The organism is Asanoa hainanensis, assembly GCF_900188485.1.
GTDB lineage: Bacteria > Actinomycetota > Actinomycetes > Mycobacteriales > Micromonosporaceae > Asanoa > Asanoa hainanensis.
On record NZ_FZPH01000015.1, the window covers coordinates 176,932 to 192,126 of the forward strand.

At 72.3% G+C, this 15,195-nt stretch carries 14 protein-coding genes and 1 pseudogene; 7 read left to right on the top strand and 8 right to left on the bottom strand.

The features are described from left to right. Complete coding sequence (locus CHC05_RS30855) at window positions 1–393, top strand: NUDIX hydrolase (RefSeq protein ID WP_218824733.1); 393 nt, start codon at window positions 1–3, stop codon at window positions 391–393. Between the two features lie 4 nt (window positions 394–397). Here CHC05_RS30855 and CHC05_RS41755 read toward each other — a convergent pair whose 3' ends face one another. From CHC05_RS41755 to CHC05_RS30885, 5 genes and pseudogenes are all read right to left on the bottom strand, one after another. After that, the gene (locus CHC05_RS41755; protein ID WP_179266458.1) at window positions 398–541 is read right to left on the bottom strand and encodes a hypothetical protein; all 144 of its coding nucleotides are present in this window, start codon (window positions 539–541) and stop codon (window positions 398–400) included. A 13-nt stretch (window positions 542–554) separates the two neighbouring features. Continuing rightward, window positions 555–1,160, bottom strand: coding sequence for a hypothetical protein (locus CHC05_RS40975; RefSeq protein WP_144022851.1), 606 nt, complete (start codon window positions 1,158–1,160; stop codon window positions 555–557). Between the two features lie 56 nt (window positions 1,161–1,216). Continuing rightward, a pseudogene (locus CHC05_RS42795) lies at window positions 1,217–2,266 on the bottom strand (beta family protein). A 277-nt stretch (window positions 2,267–2,543) separates the two neighbouring features. After that, complete coding sequence (locus CHC05_RS30880) at window positions 2,544–3,332, bottom strand: class I SAM-dependent methyltransferase (RefSeq protein WP_218824734.1); 789 nt, start codon at window positions 3,330–3,332, stop codon at window positions 2,544–2,546. A 4-nt stretch (window positions 3,333–3,336) separates the two neighbouring features. Beyond that, window positions 3,337–3,954 (bottom strand): sigma-70 family RNA polymerase sigma factor, encoded by a 618-nt coding sequence (locus CHC05_RS30885; RefSeq protein ID WP_089254140.1) that lies wholly within the window; start codon window positions 3,952–3,954, stop codon window positions 3,337–3,339. A gap of 97 nt (window positions 3,955–4,051) precedes the next feature. Between CHC05_RS30885 and CHC05_RS30890 the strand changes: the two genes are divergently transcribed. The 3 genes from CHC05_RS30890 (at window position 4,052) to CHC05_RS30900 (ending at window position 8,365) form a co-directional block, all read left to right on the top strand. Then, the gene (locus CHC05_RS30890; protein ID WP_089254141.1) at window positions 4,052–4,831 is read left to right on the top strand and encodes a zf-HC2 domain-containing protein; all 780 of its coding nucleotides are present in this window, start codon (window positions 4,052–4,054) and stop codon (window positions 4,829–4,831) included. A 41-nt stretch (window positions 4,832–4,872) separates the two neighbouring features. Continuing rightward, the gene (locus CHC05_RS30895; RefSeq protein ID WP_089254142.1) at window positions 4,873–6,189 is read left to right on the top strand and encodes a DUF1254 domain-containing protein; all 1,317 of its coding nucleotides are present in this window, start codon (window positions 4,873–4,875) and stop codon (window positions 6,187–6,189) included. A gap of 94 nt (window positions 6,190–6,283) precedes the next feature. Continuing rightward, the gene (locus tag CHC05_RS30900) at window positions 6,284–8,365 is read left to right on the top strand and encodes a PAS domain-containing protein (RefSeq protein ID WP_089254143.1); all 2,082 of its coding nucleotides are present in this window, start codon (window positions 6,284–6,286) and stop codon (window positions 8,363–8,365) included. Window positions 8,366–8,372: 7 nt separating this feature from the next. Here CHC05_RS30900 and nhaA read toward each other — a convergent pair whose 3' ends face one another. Both nhaA and CHC05_RS30910 read right to left on the bottom strand, forming a co-directional pair. Continuing rightward, the gene (gene nhaA / locus CHC05_RS30905; protein WP_089254144.1) at window positions 8,373–9,764 is read right to left on the bottom strand and encodes a Na+/H+ antiporter NhaA; all 1,392 of its coding nucleotides are present in this window, start codon (window positions 9,762–9,764) and stop codon (window positions 8,373–8,375) included. Continuing rightward, a complete protein-coding gene (locus tag CHC05_RS30910; RefSeq protein WP_089254145.1) occupies window positions 9,765–10,271 on the bottom strand; it encodes a DsbA family protein in 507 nt (168 codons plus the stop codon). Window positions 10,272–10,340: 69 nt separating this feature from the next. On the opposite strand from CHC05_RS30910, the gene CHC05_RS30915 reads away from it, so the two are divergent. The 3 genes from CHC05_RS30915 to CHC05_RS30925 all read left to right on the top strand — a co-directional run bounded on the left by CHC05_RS30915 (window position 10,341) and on the right by CHC05_RS30925 (window position 14,161). After that, a complete protein-coding gene (locus tag CHC05_RS30915; RefSeq protein WP_089254146.1) occupies window positions 10,341–11,552 on the top strand; it encodes an MFS transporter in 1,212 nt (403 codons plus the stop codon). Window positions 11,553–11,556: 4 nt separating this feature from the next. Continuing rightward, window positions 11,557–11,832 (top strand): hypothetical protein, encoded by a 276-nt coding sequence (locus CHC05_RS30920; protein ID WP_089254147.1) that lies wholly within the window; start codon window positions 11,557–11,559, stop codon window positions 11,830–11,832. 499 nt (window positions 11,833–12,331) lie between these two features. Continuing rightward, window positions 12,332–14,161: a pyridoxal phosphate-dependent decarboxylase family protein gene (locus tag CHC05_RS30925; protein WP_089254148.1), complete on the top strand. Its 1,830-nt coding sequence runs from the start codon at window positions 12,332–12,334 to the stop codon at window positions 14,159–14,161. Here the strand turns inward: CHC05_RS30925 and CHC05_RS30930 are convergent. After that, window positions 14,158–15,135 (bottom strand): aldo/keto reductase, encoded by a 978-nt coding sequence (locus tag CHC05_RS30930; RefSeq protein WP_089254149.1) that lies wholly within the window; start codon window positions 15,133–15,135, stop codon window positions 14,158–14,160. The genes CHC05_RS30925 and CHC05_RS30930 overlap by 4 nt on opposite strands. Window positions 15,136–15,195: the final 60 nt, after the last annotated feature.

A 15,195-nucleotide genomic window follows, 5' to 3' on the forward strand; every position in this document is an offset into this window, starting at 1 on the left:
ATGATCGACAAGGTCGCGTGGGTGCTGGTGTCCGGCGGGACGATCCTGTGCTCCCGCAACCACGGCCGGGACCTGTTCTATCTGCCCGGCGGCCGGCGCGAGGCGGGCGAGAGCGACCTGCAGACGCTGGTGCGAGAGGTCCGCGAGGAGCTCGGCGTCACGATCGTCGCGGGGACGGAGTCGCACGTGGGCACGTTCGAGGCCGAGGCACACGGACGGCCGCCGGGCACCCGGGTCACGATGACGTGCTACACCGCCGACCACCACGGCACGCCGCACCCCGACACGGAGATCGCCGAGCTGGCCTGGTTCGGCTACGCGGACCGCGACCGGGTGTCGGCCGCCGACCGCCTCGTCTTCGACCACCTGCACGCGGCAGGTCAACTGCCCTGACTGGTCAGCAAGCCGCCGCGGGTTCGGCGAGCACGTCTCTGCAGGCGATCGCACGAAACTCCGCGAGGCCGAAGTCGTAGAGATCGGCCCGGACCGTGAGGTCCTCCCCCATGAGGGCGATCGCGAACCTGTCGATGTCACCGTCCACGTTGCCCCCGAGGTCATTCTCGGTAAGCGGGGTCTCCCCCGCGTTGGGCGGATACATCGCGTTGTACATCCACGCTCGGACCACCCCCTGCACGCGGCATGTCCTCGGCTCCTCCCTCGGGAAAGGCCGGCACGAGACCTGCGGAAAGAGCGCCACCAGCCGTTCGGCGCTCTGGGCCGCCTCGCGCGAACACCACGCTCGATCCTGGCCCACCCCGCTCGGGAGAGCGGGAGAAGAAGGTCCAGTCGTGGACGCGAGGAGTGGAGCACGCGTAGAACTCGTCGAGACGCGCCTCCGCGTCCGCGAGACCGTTGAGGAACTCGCCGTACGAGGCGCCGCGCTGGTCACGCATCTGCAGCGCCCGGTCGGAATCAGCCTGGACCCGGGCACTGTCGACCTGGGCACGCACGGTTGCCTGGGTCGCGTAGGCGGTGACCAACCCACCCACGAGCGCACCCAACAGCGACCCGACCACGGACATGACCGCGGGAAAGAGCACCGCGTCGCCGATCAGCCGATGGCGCCGGACCGGCGTGTCCGAGGTCGCCGTCGAAACGTCCTTTTCGGACACCGGACCCGGCTCGGCGGCTGATGGCTTGGACGGTTCGGCCGACTCCATGCCCGCACGCTAGCGAACAACGGCCAACATCCCCGAGTGCTCGGCCGTACGCACCTCTAGCTGGTAGGCCGGCCAGAGCCCGTGTCGTTCAGGGTGGTGAGGACGTGGACAAGGTGGTGCGACGTGCCCCACGCCCGCCACTCCATCGGATTTCCCGGACCTGCGGCGCGACGGGAGCGTCGGTCGAGTTCAGCGTCGCCCCAGCAATGGTCGGCGCGCGCCCAATGCCCCGAGTCCACCAGGTCCGCACAGAGGTCGTAGAACCCTGCGTTGCCGGCCTCTTCGGCCCGCTGCCGGCGATGAATCCACCAACAGTCGTGGCTCGTGTAACGCAGATTGGGTGGCGGCGCCCGGCCCTCTGCCAGGCCTGGATCGGCAATGCCGTAATCGCCGTACTCGACGGCCAGGTCAGTGACGCGATCGGCGAGAGCCTTGTCCCATCGTCGGATCGGTTCCGGCGATCGGGTGAGCCGCCTCCGGAGGGTGGCCGAGCTAGGCATTGCCGCCGCGGCGATGGTTACTGACCGCCACGGTTGACGCCGTGCCCAAATGACGGCCTTCCTGCCGATCGCCTCTGCGCGGGAAACCGCTACCTCTGACGTGACCGTGGACATGTCGAGTACCAGATCGCATTGTTCGACCGAGACGCCCACCTAGCCGTCCAGGCGCCGGAGCAACTCGTCGTCGAAGGTGAGCTCGTCGCTACCGAGGCGCACCACCGCCCGATTGACCTGAGCATGCACGGCTTCTCCATGCCGCCGCAACCGTGCGGGCGGGTCCGTCAGTCGGATGACTGGCAGAACTGGTACATCGAAGGCCCCGAGGTCGTCGGCGATATCGGTGATCGGGTGGCGCCACGTGTCGCCGGGATCGTCCAAGTGCCGCACGTCGATCCCGACCGGGGCTACGGCCAGCCGGTCGCGTGCTCGTTCAGAGAAATGGAACGCGTCCCTGATCGGGTCACCACTGCGCGGCGGGACCTCGAGTATGGGCAGGACTCTGCGGACCTGGTCATCAGTCAGGTGGTCGAGCGCCAGCAGCTCGCCCGCGCGGCCCTTGAGTATCGGGACGTAGAGCAAACGGCCACCTCGATCCGCCCAGCGCACTGATAGTAGTCAATAAATGACGTTCTGTGCGAACGAGCGAGTCCAGATGGTGAAATCGCGTGCTTGATCCGGCGACGGTCCGGCGCGGCAGGCGCCACGCTCGACCTCCGGTCAGCGCGCCTTTGACCCGTGCACTATGTCTGGCTCGGTATGGCTCAGCGCAGCCGCCGAACGACGTCCGGGGGCTTTCCCAGTCCGCCTCGCTGATGTCGATCACGGTGTGAATCTAGAGGGGATGCCGTTCCACGCGGCCGCAATCGGGTAAGCAGGAGTCAGGTCAGGCGGGCTTGACTGCCCGCGTCGCGAAGTAGTGCGACAGGTATTCGGCCGATGCGTTGGATTGGTGTGGTGCTTCTGCGAAGCCTGTGACGACGAAGCCCGCCGCGATCTGGCCGCCGATCTGGGTCGTGAGGGTGTGGCTGTATTCGAGCGCGGCGTCCGCGCCGAACTTCGTGGCGCGTTCCTCGGCGGAGTAGTGCGTGACGTCGCTGTAGGGGAGTTTGTGCACCACGACCAGCTCGCCGCGCTCGTCGAGGGCCTCGTGGTCGAACAGGTACACATCGGGGTTGAGGAAGCCCGCCAGCACCGTGCCGCCCGGGCGCAGCACGCGGAAGCACCCCCGCCACACCGGTGCCAGGTCCGGCACGAACAGGTTCGAGACCGGATGGAACACGACGTCGAAGGTCGCGTCGCCGAAGGCGCCGAGGTCGCTCATGTCGCCCAGGACGGTGCGCAGGTCGAGCCCGTCGCGCGCCGCCACCAGCTCGTCCTGGCCGAGCTGGCCTGGTGAGTTGTCGAACACGGTGACCCTCGCCCCCGCGGCGGCGAGGATCGGGCCCTGCTGGCCGCCGCCGGAGGCCAGGCACAGCACGTCCTTGCCGGTCAGGTCCGCCGGCAGCCAGGAGCGGTCGACCGGCTCGTGCCCGATGAGCACGATCGACCAGTCGCCCCGGCGGGCGCGCTCGACAGCCTCGGTGCTCACCGGCCTCGACCACTCGTTGCCCTGCTGGACGTACCTGTCCCAGGCCGCCCGGTTGTGGGCCACGGGGTCGAAAACGGTGCCCACCAGGTCAGGACGTGGAGCGGAGGCGGTGGCCTTCGCGGTCGGCCATCGCGGCCACCAGGTCCGCGCGGGCCCGGGCCACCCGGGAGCGGATCGTGCCGACCGGGCAGCCGCAGACCTCGGCCGCCTCGGCGTAGCTGAGGCCGGCGATCTGGGTCGCGACGAAGGCCTCGCGGCGCTCCGGGTCCAAAGCGTCGACCAGGTCGGTCAGGGCCAACCCAGCCTCGAAGCCGGCGCCACCATGATCACGCGCGAGCTCGGCCTCCGCGACCGGCTGCCAGTCGTCCAGCGCGGCCAGGCGCGGGCGGCGGGAGACGTACCGGATGTGGTCCGCGCAGGCCCGCCGGGCGATCGCCAGCAGCCACGTGCGGGCCGTGGACCGGGCGTCGAAGGCCGGCAGGGCCCGCATCGCCCGCAGGTAGATCTCCTGGGTCAGGTCGTCGGCCTCGCCCGGGCCGACCAGGTGCGCCACGAAGCGGCGGAGCTGGTGTTGGGTGGCCTCGACGAAGGCGTGGGCCGCGGCGCGGTCGCCGGCCTTCGCCGCCAGCGCCCAGCCGGTGACCTCGTCGAGGTCGGCGACGGGCTCGCTGGCGCGCGGGCCGCGCTGCCGTCCGGGTAGGCGCATGCGCGCAAGGTTAGCTTGTCCGGTTTACCCCGGTCACCCCGCGGTCGGCGGCAAATTCGGCGGGAACTGGACGCGACTTTCGCGCGACTATGGAGGTGTGGAGTGTGAGCGGATCCGGGAAATGCTGTCGGCGCGGCTCGACGGCGAAGACGCGCCGGGCGAGCGCGAGCTGACCGAACGGCACCTCGCCGACTGCGCGCACTGCGCGGCCTGGCTCGACGCCGCCGCCGTGGTGACCCGCCTGGCCCGCACGGCGCCCGTGCCACCGGCCAGGCCGATCGACCTGACCTCGGTCGACCTGCCGCCCACCGCCGAACCGCCCGAAAGGCTCGAAGAGCCCAACGAGCGCCGCCGGCCACGGCTCGCGGTCGGGTTGCGGCTCGGCCTCGCGGCCATCGGCGCCGTGCAGTTCCTGTTGGGCGCCGCCCAGGTCGCGGGCCTCGGCCGCGACGACCACGCGCACGAGGCGGCGCTCGGGTCCGGGCACCTCTGGCACGAGTCGGCCGCCTGGAACCTGGCCATCGGCGCCGGGTTCGCCTTCGTCGCCCTGCGCCGCACCCGGCCGACCGGGATGCTGCCGACGTTGACCGCGTTCGTCGGCGTGCTCACCCTGCTCTCCGCCAACGACATCATCGCCGGCCGGGTCGAGCCGGGCCGGCTGGCCAGCCACGGCTTCCTGATCGCCGGCTGGCTGATCACCTTGGCGCTGTCCCGCCCGGCCCTCGACCCCGGCGAGCCGCCGGCCCGCGGCACCACCCGGCGCTGGACCGCGTCGTTCGACCCGGAGCCCACCACCGCCACCGCCGGCCCGCCGCGGCTGCGCCTGGTGGAGCGCCACGCCCCGGCAACCGCGCGGCACCGGGCAGAGGCCGCCTAAAAGGGCAGAAACCGGGCTCGGCCGGCACTAGCCTCGCAGGTATGGACCGTGCCGGGCTGGCCGCTGATGCCTACGTGTACGGGTACCCGCTGGTCGCCAGCCTGTCCGAGGTCATGCGGTTCACCCGCGACGGTCTCGGCGCGGTGCCGGCCACCCCGTTCAACGCCTTCGGCCACGCCCACCGCCTCGCCGGCCCGAGCGACACGTTCGTCAGCGTCAACAACGACACCGTCTACTCGATCGGCCAGGTCGACGTCGGCGGCGGCCCGGTGCGGCTGACCGTGCCCGACACCGACGGCGCCTACTACGTGCTCCAGGTCGTCGACGCCTGGACCAACAACATCGCGTACGTCGGCCGCCGCGCGTCCGGCACGAAGGCCGCCAGCTACCTGATCGCCCCGCGGGGCTGGTCCGGCGAGGTTCCGGACGACACCACGCTGATCCGGGCCTCGACCTCGGTGGTCTCCATCATCGGGCGACTGGCCTGCGCCGGGCCCGAGGACCTCCCGCGCGTCGAGCGGCTGCAGAAGGGCCTGCGCCTCCACGCGGCCACCCCGTCGGAGCGCGCGCCGCTGCCGTCGGTCGCCGCCACCGGCGTACCCACGGATCTGCTCTTCTTCGAGCACCTGCGGGCCTGGCTGGCGGCCTTCCCGCCGGCCGTCCCCGACCGGGCCTACCAGGAGCGGTTCCGGCCGATCGGCCTGCTGAACCCGGACCCGCCGTACGCGGACCCGCCCGATGATCTCGCCGAAGCCCTGGCGGAGGGTGCCGCGCGGGGCCGCACGCGGATCGAGGAGGCTTCCCGCACGGCGAGCACGGTCAACGGCTGGCACCTCGCGCCGCACGCGTTCGACTACAACGTGGACTTCCTCGGCCCCGGGACCGTCGACTCCCCACAGTGGAAGATGACCGACCGGATCCGCGGCTATCTGGCGCGGGCGGTGGCGGCGCGGGTCGGGCTGTGGGGAAACCACGGCTACGAGGCGGTGTACGCGCCGGTCTACGTGGACGCCGACGGTGCTCCGCTGGCCGGGGCGCACGCGTACGAGATCCATTTCACGGCTCCGCCGCCGGTGGACGCGTTCTGGTCACTGACCATGTACGACATGCCGGACTACTACCTGGTGCCGAATCCGCTCGACCGCTATTCGATCGGCGACCGTACCCCCGGACTGCGACGTGAACCCGACGGTTCATTCACTCTCCGGGTGGGTCATTCGGCTCCCGCTGACGGCGATACGGCCAACTGGCTGCCGGCCCCGCCCGGCGCCTTCCGCCCGATCATGCGCCTCTACCAGCCACGATCCGAGATCCTGCAGGGTACGTACGCCCTGCCGCCGGTGGTACGCCTCGGCTAGCCCCGAAGTTGGCCCCCTTCCGCACAGCGCACACACAGGTGAAGATGGTGTGTCCGCGTGTCCCCCCACGACGCCGCCCCGGATCGGAGCAGCCATGGCGAGACGAGCGCTGGCGCTCGCCGCTGCCGTGGCGGTGGTGCTGGGCGCCGGGATCATCCTGTTCCCCGGCATCGCGGGCGTGCTCTGGGGCACCGCCGGTGCCTTGGCCGCCGGCGGCATCCTGTTCGGCCTCCGCACACACCAGCCGGCCCGGCGCACACCGTGGATCCTGCTCGCCGCCGCCGTGGCCGCCCTCGGAGCCGGCGACGTCGCCTACGACCTCAGCGGCAACGGCTCCGACCCCGGCGGCGCCTGGCTGGTGGTCGCCGAGATCTGCTACCTGACGCTGTTCCCGCTGCTGGCGTACGCGCTGCTGGGCCTGACTCGCACGAGCGCCGCCCTGCGGGACCGGTCCACGGTGGTCGACCTGCTCTCGTTGGTGATCGCCGCCGGCCTGGTCGGCTGGACGGTGACCACCGGCCCGATGTCCGACACGTCGACCTGGCCGGTCTACGACCGCTCGCTGGCCGCCGCGCACGTGCTCGGCTCGATCGTGGTGGTCGTGGTGACCAGCGCGCTGGTGGTGGCCACCCGGGCCCGCAACGTCTCCGCCTTGCTGCTCGCGACCGGTGCCGTCGGCCTCCTCGCCGCAGACACGCTCGAAGCGCTCGCCGAGGTGGGTGCCGGCGTGCCCGGCGGCCGCTACTGGGAGCTCGGTTACCTGGTCTGCTACGCCGCCTGGGGTGCCGCGGCGCTGCCGCCGTCGATGGCCCGGCTGACCCTGCCGGTCGAGCCGCGGATCGACTCCGGGCGCGGGCTGGGCATCCTGCCCGTGCTGCTGATCGCGCTGACCGGCCCGGGCCTGCTGCTGGTCGGCGACATCCGCGACGACGTCGGCGTGGTCACCGTCGTGGCGGTCGGCTCGGCGCTGATGACCGTGCTGGTCGCGACCCGGCTCAACGACGCGCTGACCGCACAGCGCCGCGCGGTCGAGCGGGAACGGCTGCTCCGCCACGCCTGCGGCGAGCTGGTCGCGGCCGCCGACGCCGAGGCGGTGGCCGCGACGCTGGTCGCCGGCATCGACCGGCTGCTGCCCCGGGGCCATCCGCACCGGGTCATCTTCGTCAGCGCGATCGCCCCGGTCGACCCGGACGACGGCGAGACGCTGCCGCTGTCCGGTGTGGCCGCCGGGCCGCCGCGGCTACCCAGCTCGTGGTCGGCCGTCAACGAGTCCGACGGCCGGGCGCGCCGGCTCAAGGCGAGCGAGGAGACGGCCGACCTGCGACCGGCGCTCGACCGGCGCCTCGCGGCCGGGCAGGCCCGGGCCACCGGCAAGGCACCCGTCCCGGCCGGCCCGGTGTTCGGCCGGGTCGACGCCGCCGACGCGATGGCCTGGCGCCCGCTGGTGCTGCTCGACCACCAGCCGCCCGCGACGGCCGGCGGCCGGCGCAGCCGCCTGAGCGCCACCCGGCTGCTGCACCCTGACCTGCGCGGGCCGTTGGCCGGGCTGCCGGCCGCCCTGGTCGCCTCCCTGGCCGCCGAGCAGCCTGGCCGGCACCGCTCGCCGATCAGCGCCGTCGCGATCGCCGGCGACCACGCCGTGCTCGCCGGCCTCCAGGACACCCTCGAGGTGCTGGCCAGCCAGGCGGCGCTGGCGCTGCGCCGGGTCGGCCACACCGTGGAGACCAGCCGCCGCGAGCGCGACGCCTACCTGAGCGCGGTCAGCGAGCGCACCGCCGACGTGGTGATCCTCCTCGACGCCGACGAGTGGATCCGCTACGCGAGCCCGTCGATGGCCGACATGCTCAAGGTCTCGGTGCCGATCCTGTCGACCTGGCGCGACATCATCCACCGCGACGACCACGGGCAGGTGGAGAACACCCTCGACCGGGCGCGGTCCGCACTGGACGGCAGCGGTGTCAACACCGAGTGGACCCTGCGCCGCTCCGACGGGTCCTGGCTCCAGGTCGAGGTCAACTGCCGCGACCTGCGCAACCACCCGGCGGTGCAGGGCCTGGTGCTGACCCTGCACGACGTGACCCCCGACCGCCGGGTCGACCTACCGTCGACGCTGCGCCGCCTGGACCGCTCCGCTCCGGGCCGCAACCGCCGCAGCGTCTGGCGCCGCTTCGGCTGAGCCGCTTCTACGGCCGGGTCGGGTCCGTCCACGGGCCAGTGGGCAGGGTGGGCACGTCCTCGTCGTCCTCCACCATGCACAGGGGCAGCCGCTCGCCCAGGTACCGCAGCGCCAGCGAGCCGAGCACCGCCGAGACCACCGAGCCCGCCAGCACGCCCAGCTTGGCGTCCGCGATCTGCACCGGGTCGTCGTACGCCAGGTCGGTGATGAACAGGCCGATCGTGAAGCCGATGCCGGCCAGGGCGGAGCCGCCGATCAGGTGGCCGTAGCGGACCCGGCCGGGCAGCTCGCCCAGCTTGGTCCACAACGCGAACGCGGTGCCGAGCGAGATGCCGACGACCTTGCCGGCCACCAGGCCGACCAGCACGCCGATGGTCACCGGCGACTGCGCGGCCCGCGACAGGCTCTCCTGGTTGATGATCACGCCAGCGTTGGCCAGGGCGAAGACGGGCACGATGACGTACGCGGAGAAGGGGTGCAGCACGTCCTGCAGGCGGTCGTTGGCGGGCACGGTGGCCCGCGCGGCCGAGACGGTCAGCCGGGCGCGCTCGGCGTCGGCGCGCTCGATCAGCCCGCGACCGTAGAAGCGCAGGAACTCGAGCAGCCGCGGGTCGGTCGGCGTCGCCGGCACCAGCAGCCCGAGGATGACGCCGGCGAGGGTCCCGTGCAGGCCCGACTCGTAGACGGCGAACCAGAGCGCGACGCCGAACAGCGCGTACCAGCGGAGCTGCCAGACACCCGCCCAGCGCAGGCCGAACAGGATCGCGGCGAGGCCGATCGCCACGATCAGCGGCACCATACGCAGGTCGTCCGTGTAGAAGATGGCCATCACGAGGATCGCCACGATGTCGTCGACGATCGCCAGGGTCAGGAAGAAGAGCCGGAGCTGGTCGGGGCAGCGCGGGCCGAACAGCGCCAGGATGCCGAGCAGGAATGCGGTGTCCGTGGAGATCGGGATGCCCCAGCCGTGCTCGGCCGAGGTGCCGGCGTTGAACGCGTAGAAGATCAGCGCGGGCACGATGACGCCGCCGGCGGCGCCGAAGATCGGGGCCAGGACGTACCGCCCGCGGCGAAGCTCGCCGACCGTCACCTCACGGTTGATCTCCAGGCCGACCGTGAGGAAGAAGATCGCCATGGCGGCGTCGTTGATCCAGTGCCGGATGTCGAGCGTGATCCCGTAGCCGCCGACCGAGATCGACGCCTCCGTCTCCCACACCCACTCGTAGTGGCCGCCCGGGATGTTCGCCCACACCAGCGCCGCGATCGCGGCGGCGAGCAGCAGGAAGCCACTGCCGGCCTCGGTGACGAGGAAGCGGGTGACCGGTTGCGGCACCAGCGGCAACGCGCTCGACAGCCGGGTCCGGGGCCCCGGCCGCGGTGGGAGGGAGGCCGTGCTCACCTATCGGCCGAGCCCGAGCGTGCTGCGCAGCGGGCCGAGCTCCACCCGTCCGGTGTAGAGCCGGCCGTCGACGAACAGGGTGGGTGTGCCCCGGACGCCGTCGGACACCCCGGCCGTGTAGTCGCGCTCGACGGCCGGCCGGAACGCCTGTGCCGCCTCGCCGACCACCGACTCCGGGTCGTCCACACCCGCCTCGGCCGCGTACGCCGCCAGGTCCGGATCGGTCAGTCGGGCCTGGTGTTTGAAGAGCTGGTCGTGCATGGGCCAGAAGCGCTCGCCGGACGCCTCGGCGGCGAGGGCGGCGGTGAGCGCGTACGGGTGCTTGGTGAACACGGGGAAGTGCCGGAAGACCAGGCGGACCCGGCCGTCGGAGCCGTCGATCAGCTTGCGCAGCACGGGAAAGGCGGCACCGCAGTACGGGCACTCGAAGTCGCCGTACTCGACCACGGTGATCGCCGCGCCGGGATCCCCGTACACGTGCCGGTCCAGGTCGATGGCGTCACTCACCCGTTCGATCGTGCCACCGACTCGGGCCTCAGGTGCGAAGATCGGAAATCCTTCGGGTACGGTCGCCCGATGGTCGATCGATCGCCGGCACTGGGCGCGGTCTTCTGGCGTTTCTGGGGCGCTTCGGCCCTGGCCAACCTCGGCGACGGCATCCGGGTGGCGGCCTTCCCGCTGCTGGCCGTGACGCTGACCGACTCGCCTCTGGGTGTCGCCGCGGTCGCGGCCGCGCAGGTCCTGCCGTGGCTCGTGACCGGGTTGCTGGCCGGCGCGCTGGCGGACCGGCACGGCGCCCGCCCGCTGGTGGTGGTTGCCGACGTGGCCCGCGTCGCGGTGCTGCTCGTCCTCGTCGTCGCCGTGGCCGGCGGCTGGGCGACGATCACGCTGGTGGTCGCGGCCGCGTTCCTGCTCGGCGTCGGCGAGACGGTACGCGACACCGCCGCGCAGACGGCCATCCCGCGCCTGGTCCACGACAGCCAGCTGGAGAAGGCCAACGGCCGCCTGGTGGCAGGCGAGATCGTCGGCAACGAGTTCGTCGGCCCACCGGTCGGCGCGCTGCTCTTCGTCGTCGGTGCCGCGCTGCCGTTCGCGGCCAACGGCGCGGCCCTGGCGCTGGCCGTGCTGCTGGTGCTGTCGCTGCCGCTGAGCCTGGCCCGCGCCGTGCCTTTGGCTGGGGCCCGCGTGGCCTCCCCGGGCGTCCTTGCCGGGTTGCGCTGGCTGTTGCGCAACCCGCTGATGCGCACGCTGGTCGCGGTCAGCGCGGCGGTGGGCGCGGCGGACAGCGCGTGGTTCGCCATCTTCGTGCTCTACGCCCGCGACAGCCTGGGCCTGGGCGCATTGGGCTTCGGCCTGCTCCTGGCCACCGGCGCCGGCGGCGGCCTGCTCGGCTCGTTCGCGGCGGACCGGCTGGTCGCCCGCTTCGCCCACCGCGCTGTCCTGGCGTGGTCGCTGGCGGTCACGGCGGGCGCGCCGGCCCTGCTGGTGGTCGCCCCGGACCGCTGGGCCGCCGCCGCGGTCGTGGTGGCAACGAGCGCGTCGTTCGCGGTGCTGAACGTGACGGCGTTGGCGATCCGGCAGCGCACGGTCCCGTCCGAGCTGCTGGGCCGGGTCGTGGCTGCGTCGCGGACGCTCACCTACGGCTGCGCCGCCCTGGGCGCCCTGCTGGGCGGCGCGCTGGCGGGCACGCTGGGCACGCAGGCACCGTTCCTGTTCAGCGCCGTAGTGGCCGTCCTGGCCACCGCGGCGTGGTGGTCGGCCTCCCGCCCGGACGCGCGGCCCGCCTAGACCCGTGCTGGACATCAACGAGGTCGACTGGGCCAGCTTCGAGACACCGGTCAAGGTCAGGTGGCGGGGTGACGAGGACGGCCGTCTCGTCACCTGCGACGAAGAGCTCCGGCAAGCATTGGCGGAGGCGGAACGGGACGCGGCTCGTCAGCCACTGATCGCCGTGGTCACTCTCCAGGATGGCGACTCGCTGTCCATGGCTGTGGCCGGCCAGCCGAGGCCGCCGAACTGTGGGAGACCGCCGCCCGGGCAGGAAACTATCGAGCGCTGGCCCGGCTGACCCGCCTGCTGGGGCGGGCCAACCGGGGCGCGCGAGCCGATCGGGTAGCGCTCGACGCCATAGAATCCGGGCAGTTAGGCCAATACGATCGGACCAGCCTGGCGAGCGAGTTCGGCCTCTCTCAGGCAGCACTCGTGGTGCGCAGAGGCATCGAGCCTGGCGGCGCTGTCGCCGATCAGTGGAGCGTGCCCGCCCCGCCAGAGGCCTAGAAGCCCGCGGGTAGGTGGGGAACGTAGTTCTCTTCGTCACGCCGACGATCGGGGCCGTGACCGTGTCCTTCGACAGCACCCACGGCGGCGCCACCGCTCCCCGTTCCTGTTCAGCGCCGCTGTGGCCGTCCTGGCCGCCGCCGCCTGGTGGTGGCCTCCCGCCCGGAACCCGCGGCGGCGTAAGGCGCTCGTCGCGACCCGGGCCGTTTGGCGGAACCGGCCAGGATCGCCGGGTCGAATTTGGCTCGACGGCCAAGGTCGCCGGCCCGGCCGTGGCAAGACTGGGCCGCATGAGCGATTCGCACCTAGACCACACCTGGGACGTGGACGAGTTCGCGAAGGCCGCCGCCGCGACCGTGGACGCGCTCGCCTCGTACGTCGACGACAGTCAGCAGGGGCGGGCTCCGGTGGTCCGCCGGAAGGCGCCCCGGGAGCTGGTCGACCTGTTGCGGACCCGACGATGGCTGGGGGAAGGCGGCATGTCGCCGGACGACTACCGCCACTTCCTCGACGACTACCTCGCCGAGGGCGTGCGGCTGCATCACCCGGCCTACGCGGCGCACCAGGTCGCGCCGCCCGATGTGCCGTCCGCGCTGGGTGACCTGCTCGGCAAGGTCGGGTTCGGTGGGTCGGGCGCGGGGGTGCTCACCCACGGCGGTTCGTTGGGCAACCTGACGGGCCTGCTGATCGCCCGGGCCGCCGCCGCGCCCGACGCCTGGGAGCACGGCGTGCCGGGGAACCTGTCGGTGCTGGCGCCGCCGGCCACCCACTACTCGATCACCCGCGCGGCCGGCATTCTCGGGCTCGGCTCCGACGCGGTGCTGCCTGTCCCGGTCGATCCGCTCGGTCGGATCGACGTCCGTCGGCTGCCCGAGGTGCTCGGCGGCCCACGCACGCCCATGGCCCTGGTCGCGAACGCCTGCGCCACCGCGACCGGGTTGTACGACGACCTGCGCGGCGTCGGCGAGTTCTGCCGGGCGAACGGCATCTGGCTGCACGTGGACGGAGCGCACGGGGCGTCGGCGTTGTTGTCGCCGAAGCACCGGCAGCTGCTGGACGGCATCGAGTTGGCCGACTCGGTGGTCTGGGACGCGCACAAGATGTTGCGCACCTCGGGCGTGGCGGCGGCGGTGCTCACCCGGGACGCGGCCGCGCTGGACGCGGCGTTCCACCAGGAAGCGTCGTACCTGTTCTACGGCGAGCAGCGCTTCGACCAGGTGCGCCACACCATCGAGGGTACGAAGGCCCAGCTCGGGCTGAAGGTCTTCCTCAACGTCGCGTGGCGGGGAGAGGACGGCCTCGGTGACTACGTGGCACGGCAGTACGAGACGGCGCACCGGTTCTGGGAGCTGGCACAGGAGTATCCGGACGTGGAGTGCCCGTACGAGCCGGAAAGCAACATCGTCTGTTTCCGCGTCGGCGACGGCGACCAGCAGGCGCTGCGGGATCGCCTCATCGACGAGGGCAGCTTCCACCTGAGCTCGGTCGAGCTCGGCGGCGTGCGCCACCTGCGGCTCACCGCGATGTCGCCGGCCACCGACGAAGAGACACTGCGGGCCTTGCTGCGGCGTCACGCGGCTCGCCGCCACCCGGTGAGTGGGTACGCTCGGCCGGATGGACGACTCCGCCTGGGATTTCGCCGAGGCCGTCTGCCGCGAGGCGGCACAGGACGTCGACGAGATCGCGGCCCGGGTCGTCGCCCGCATCCGCCGGGACCTTCCCGAGTACGCCGTCGGGACTGGCCGGCGGAGGGCCTGCGGGCGCTACGGCGGTCGCTGACCCGGGGTACGGCCGTCGCGGTGACGGTCGGTCCCACCCTGATCGTGCTGGCGCAGGACGCGACGACAGTCCTCGCGACGATCGAAGGCCGAAGCATCGCCGGCGCCGGTCTGACCCGCGCCGGACTGGCCGGTGCGGCAGACAGCATCGCCGACGCGGAACGAGCGCTGGCCCTGGCCGAGCGCCGCGGCACCAGCGTCCGGTTCGAGACGGACTGGCTGCTGGCGACGCTGCTGCCGCAGCTGGACCGCCTCCAGCCGTTGATCGACCCCGGTCCCGCCGCCGCACAGCCGTACCTGCGCGAGACGGTCAGCGCGTACGCGGAGCACTTCAGCCGTTAGAAGCCCTCGGGCAGGTGGGGGACGTAGTTCTCTTCCAGCAGCGCGATCTCGTCGTCGGTGAGCTCGAGGTCCAGGGCCGCCACCGCGTCGGTCAGGTGGTGGTCCTTCGTCACGCCGACGATCGGGGCCGTTACCGCGTCCTTCGACAGCACCCAGGCCAGGGCCACCGCGGCCCGGGTCGTGTCGCGTTTCGCCGCGATCGTGCCCACCGCTTCCACGATCGCGCGGTCGGAGTCGACCGACTGGCGGTACAGAGTCGAGCCGAACCGGTCCGTGCGGCCGCGTTCCGTTGTGGCCGACCAGTCGCGGGTCAGTTTGCCCCGGGCCAGTGGGCTCCACGGGATCACGCCCACGCCCGCGTCGAGGCAGTACGGGAGCATCTCCCGTTCCTCCTCGCGCATCAGCAGGTTGTACTGGTTCTGCATCGCGACGAAGCGGGTCCAGCCCCCTAGGTCCGCGGCGTGTTGCATCGACGCGAACTGCCACGTCCACATGGACGACGCGCCCAGATAGCGGACCTTGCCCGCGCGGACCAGGTCGTGCAGCGCCTCCATCGTCTCCTCCACCGGGGTCTCCGGGTCGAAGCGGTGGATCTGGTAGAGGTCGATGTAGTCGGTGCGCAGGCGGCGCAGGCTGGCGTCGACCTGGGTCATGATCGCGCCCCGGGACAGGCCCGCGCCGTTGGGGCCGTCGCCCATGCGACCGTTCACCTTGGTCGCGATGACGATCTCGTCGCGGCGGGCCAGCGTGGCCAGCAGCTCGCCGACGATCTCCTCGCTGGAGCCGTACGCGTACACGTTGGCCGTGTCGAAGGTGGTGATGCCGGCTTCGAGGGCCTGCCGGACCAGCGGCCGGGTCGCGTCGAGGCCGAGGCTCCACGAGTGGTGGCCGCGGTCGGGGTCGCCGAAGCCCATGCAGCCCAGCACGACCTTCGAGACGACGAGACCGGGCGAGCCGAGACGCGTGTACTCCATGACGGCACACGCTACGCCGTAGAGAGTGGAGCGCCCGCGCGGCATCGAGGCCGCGCGGGC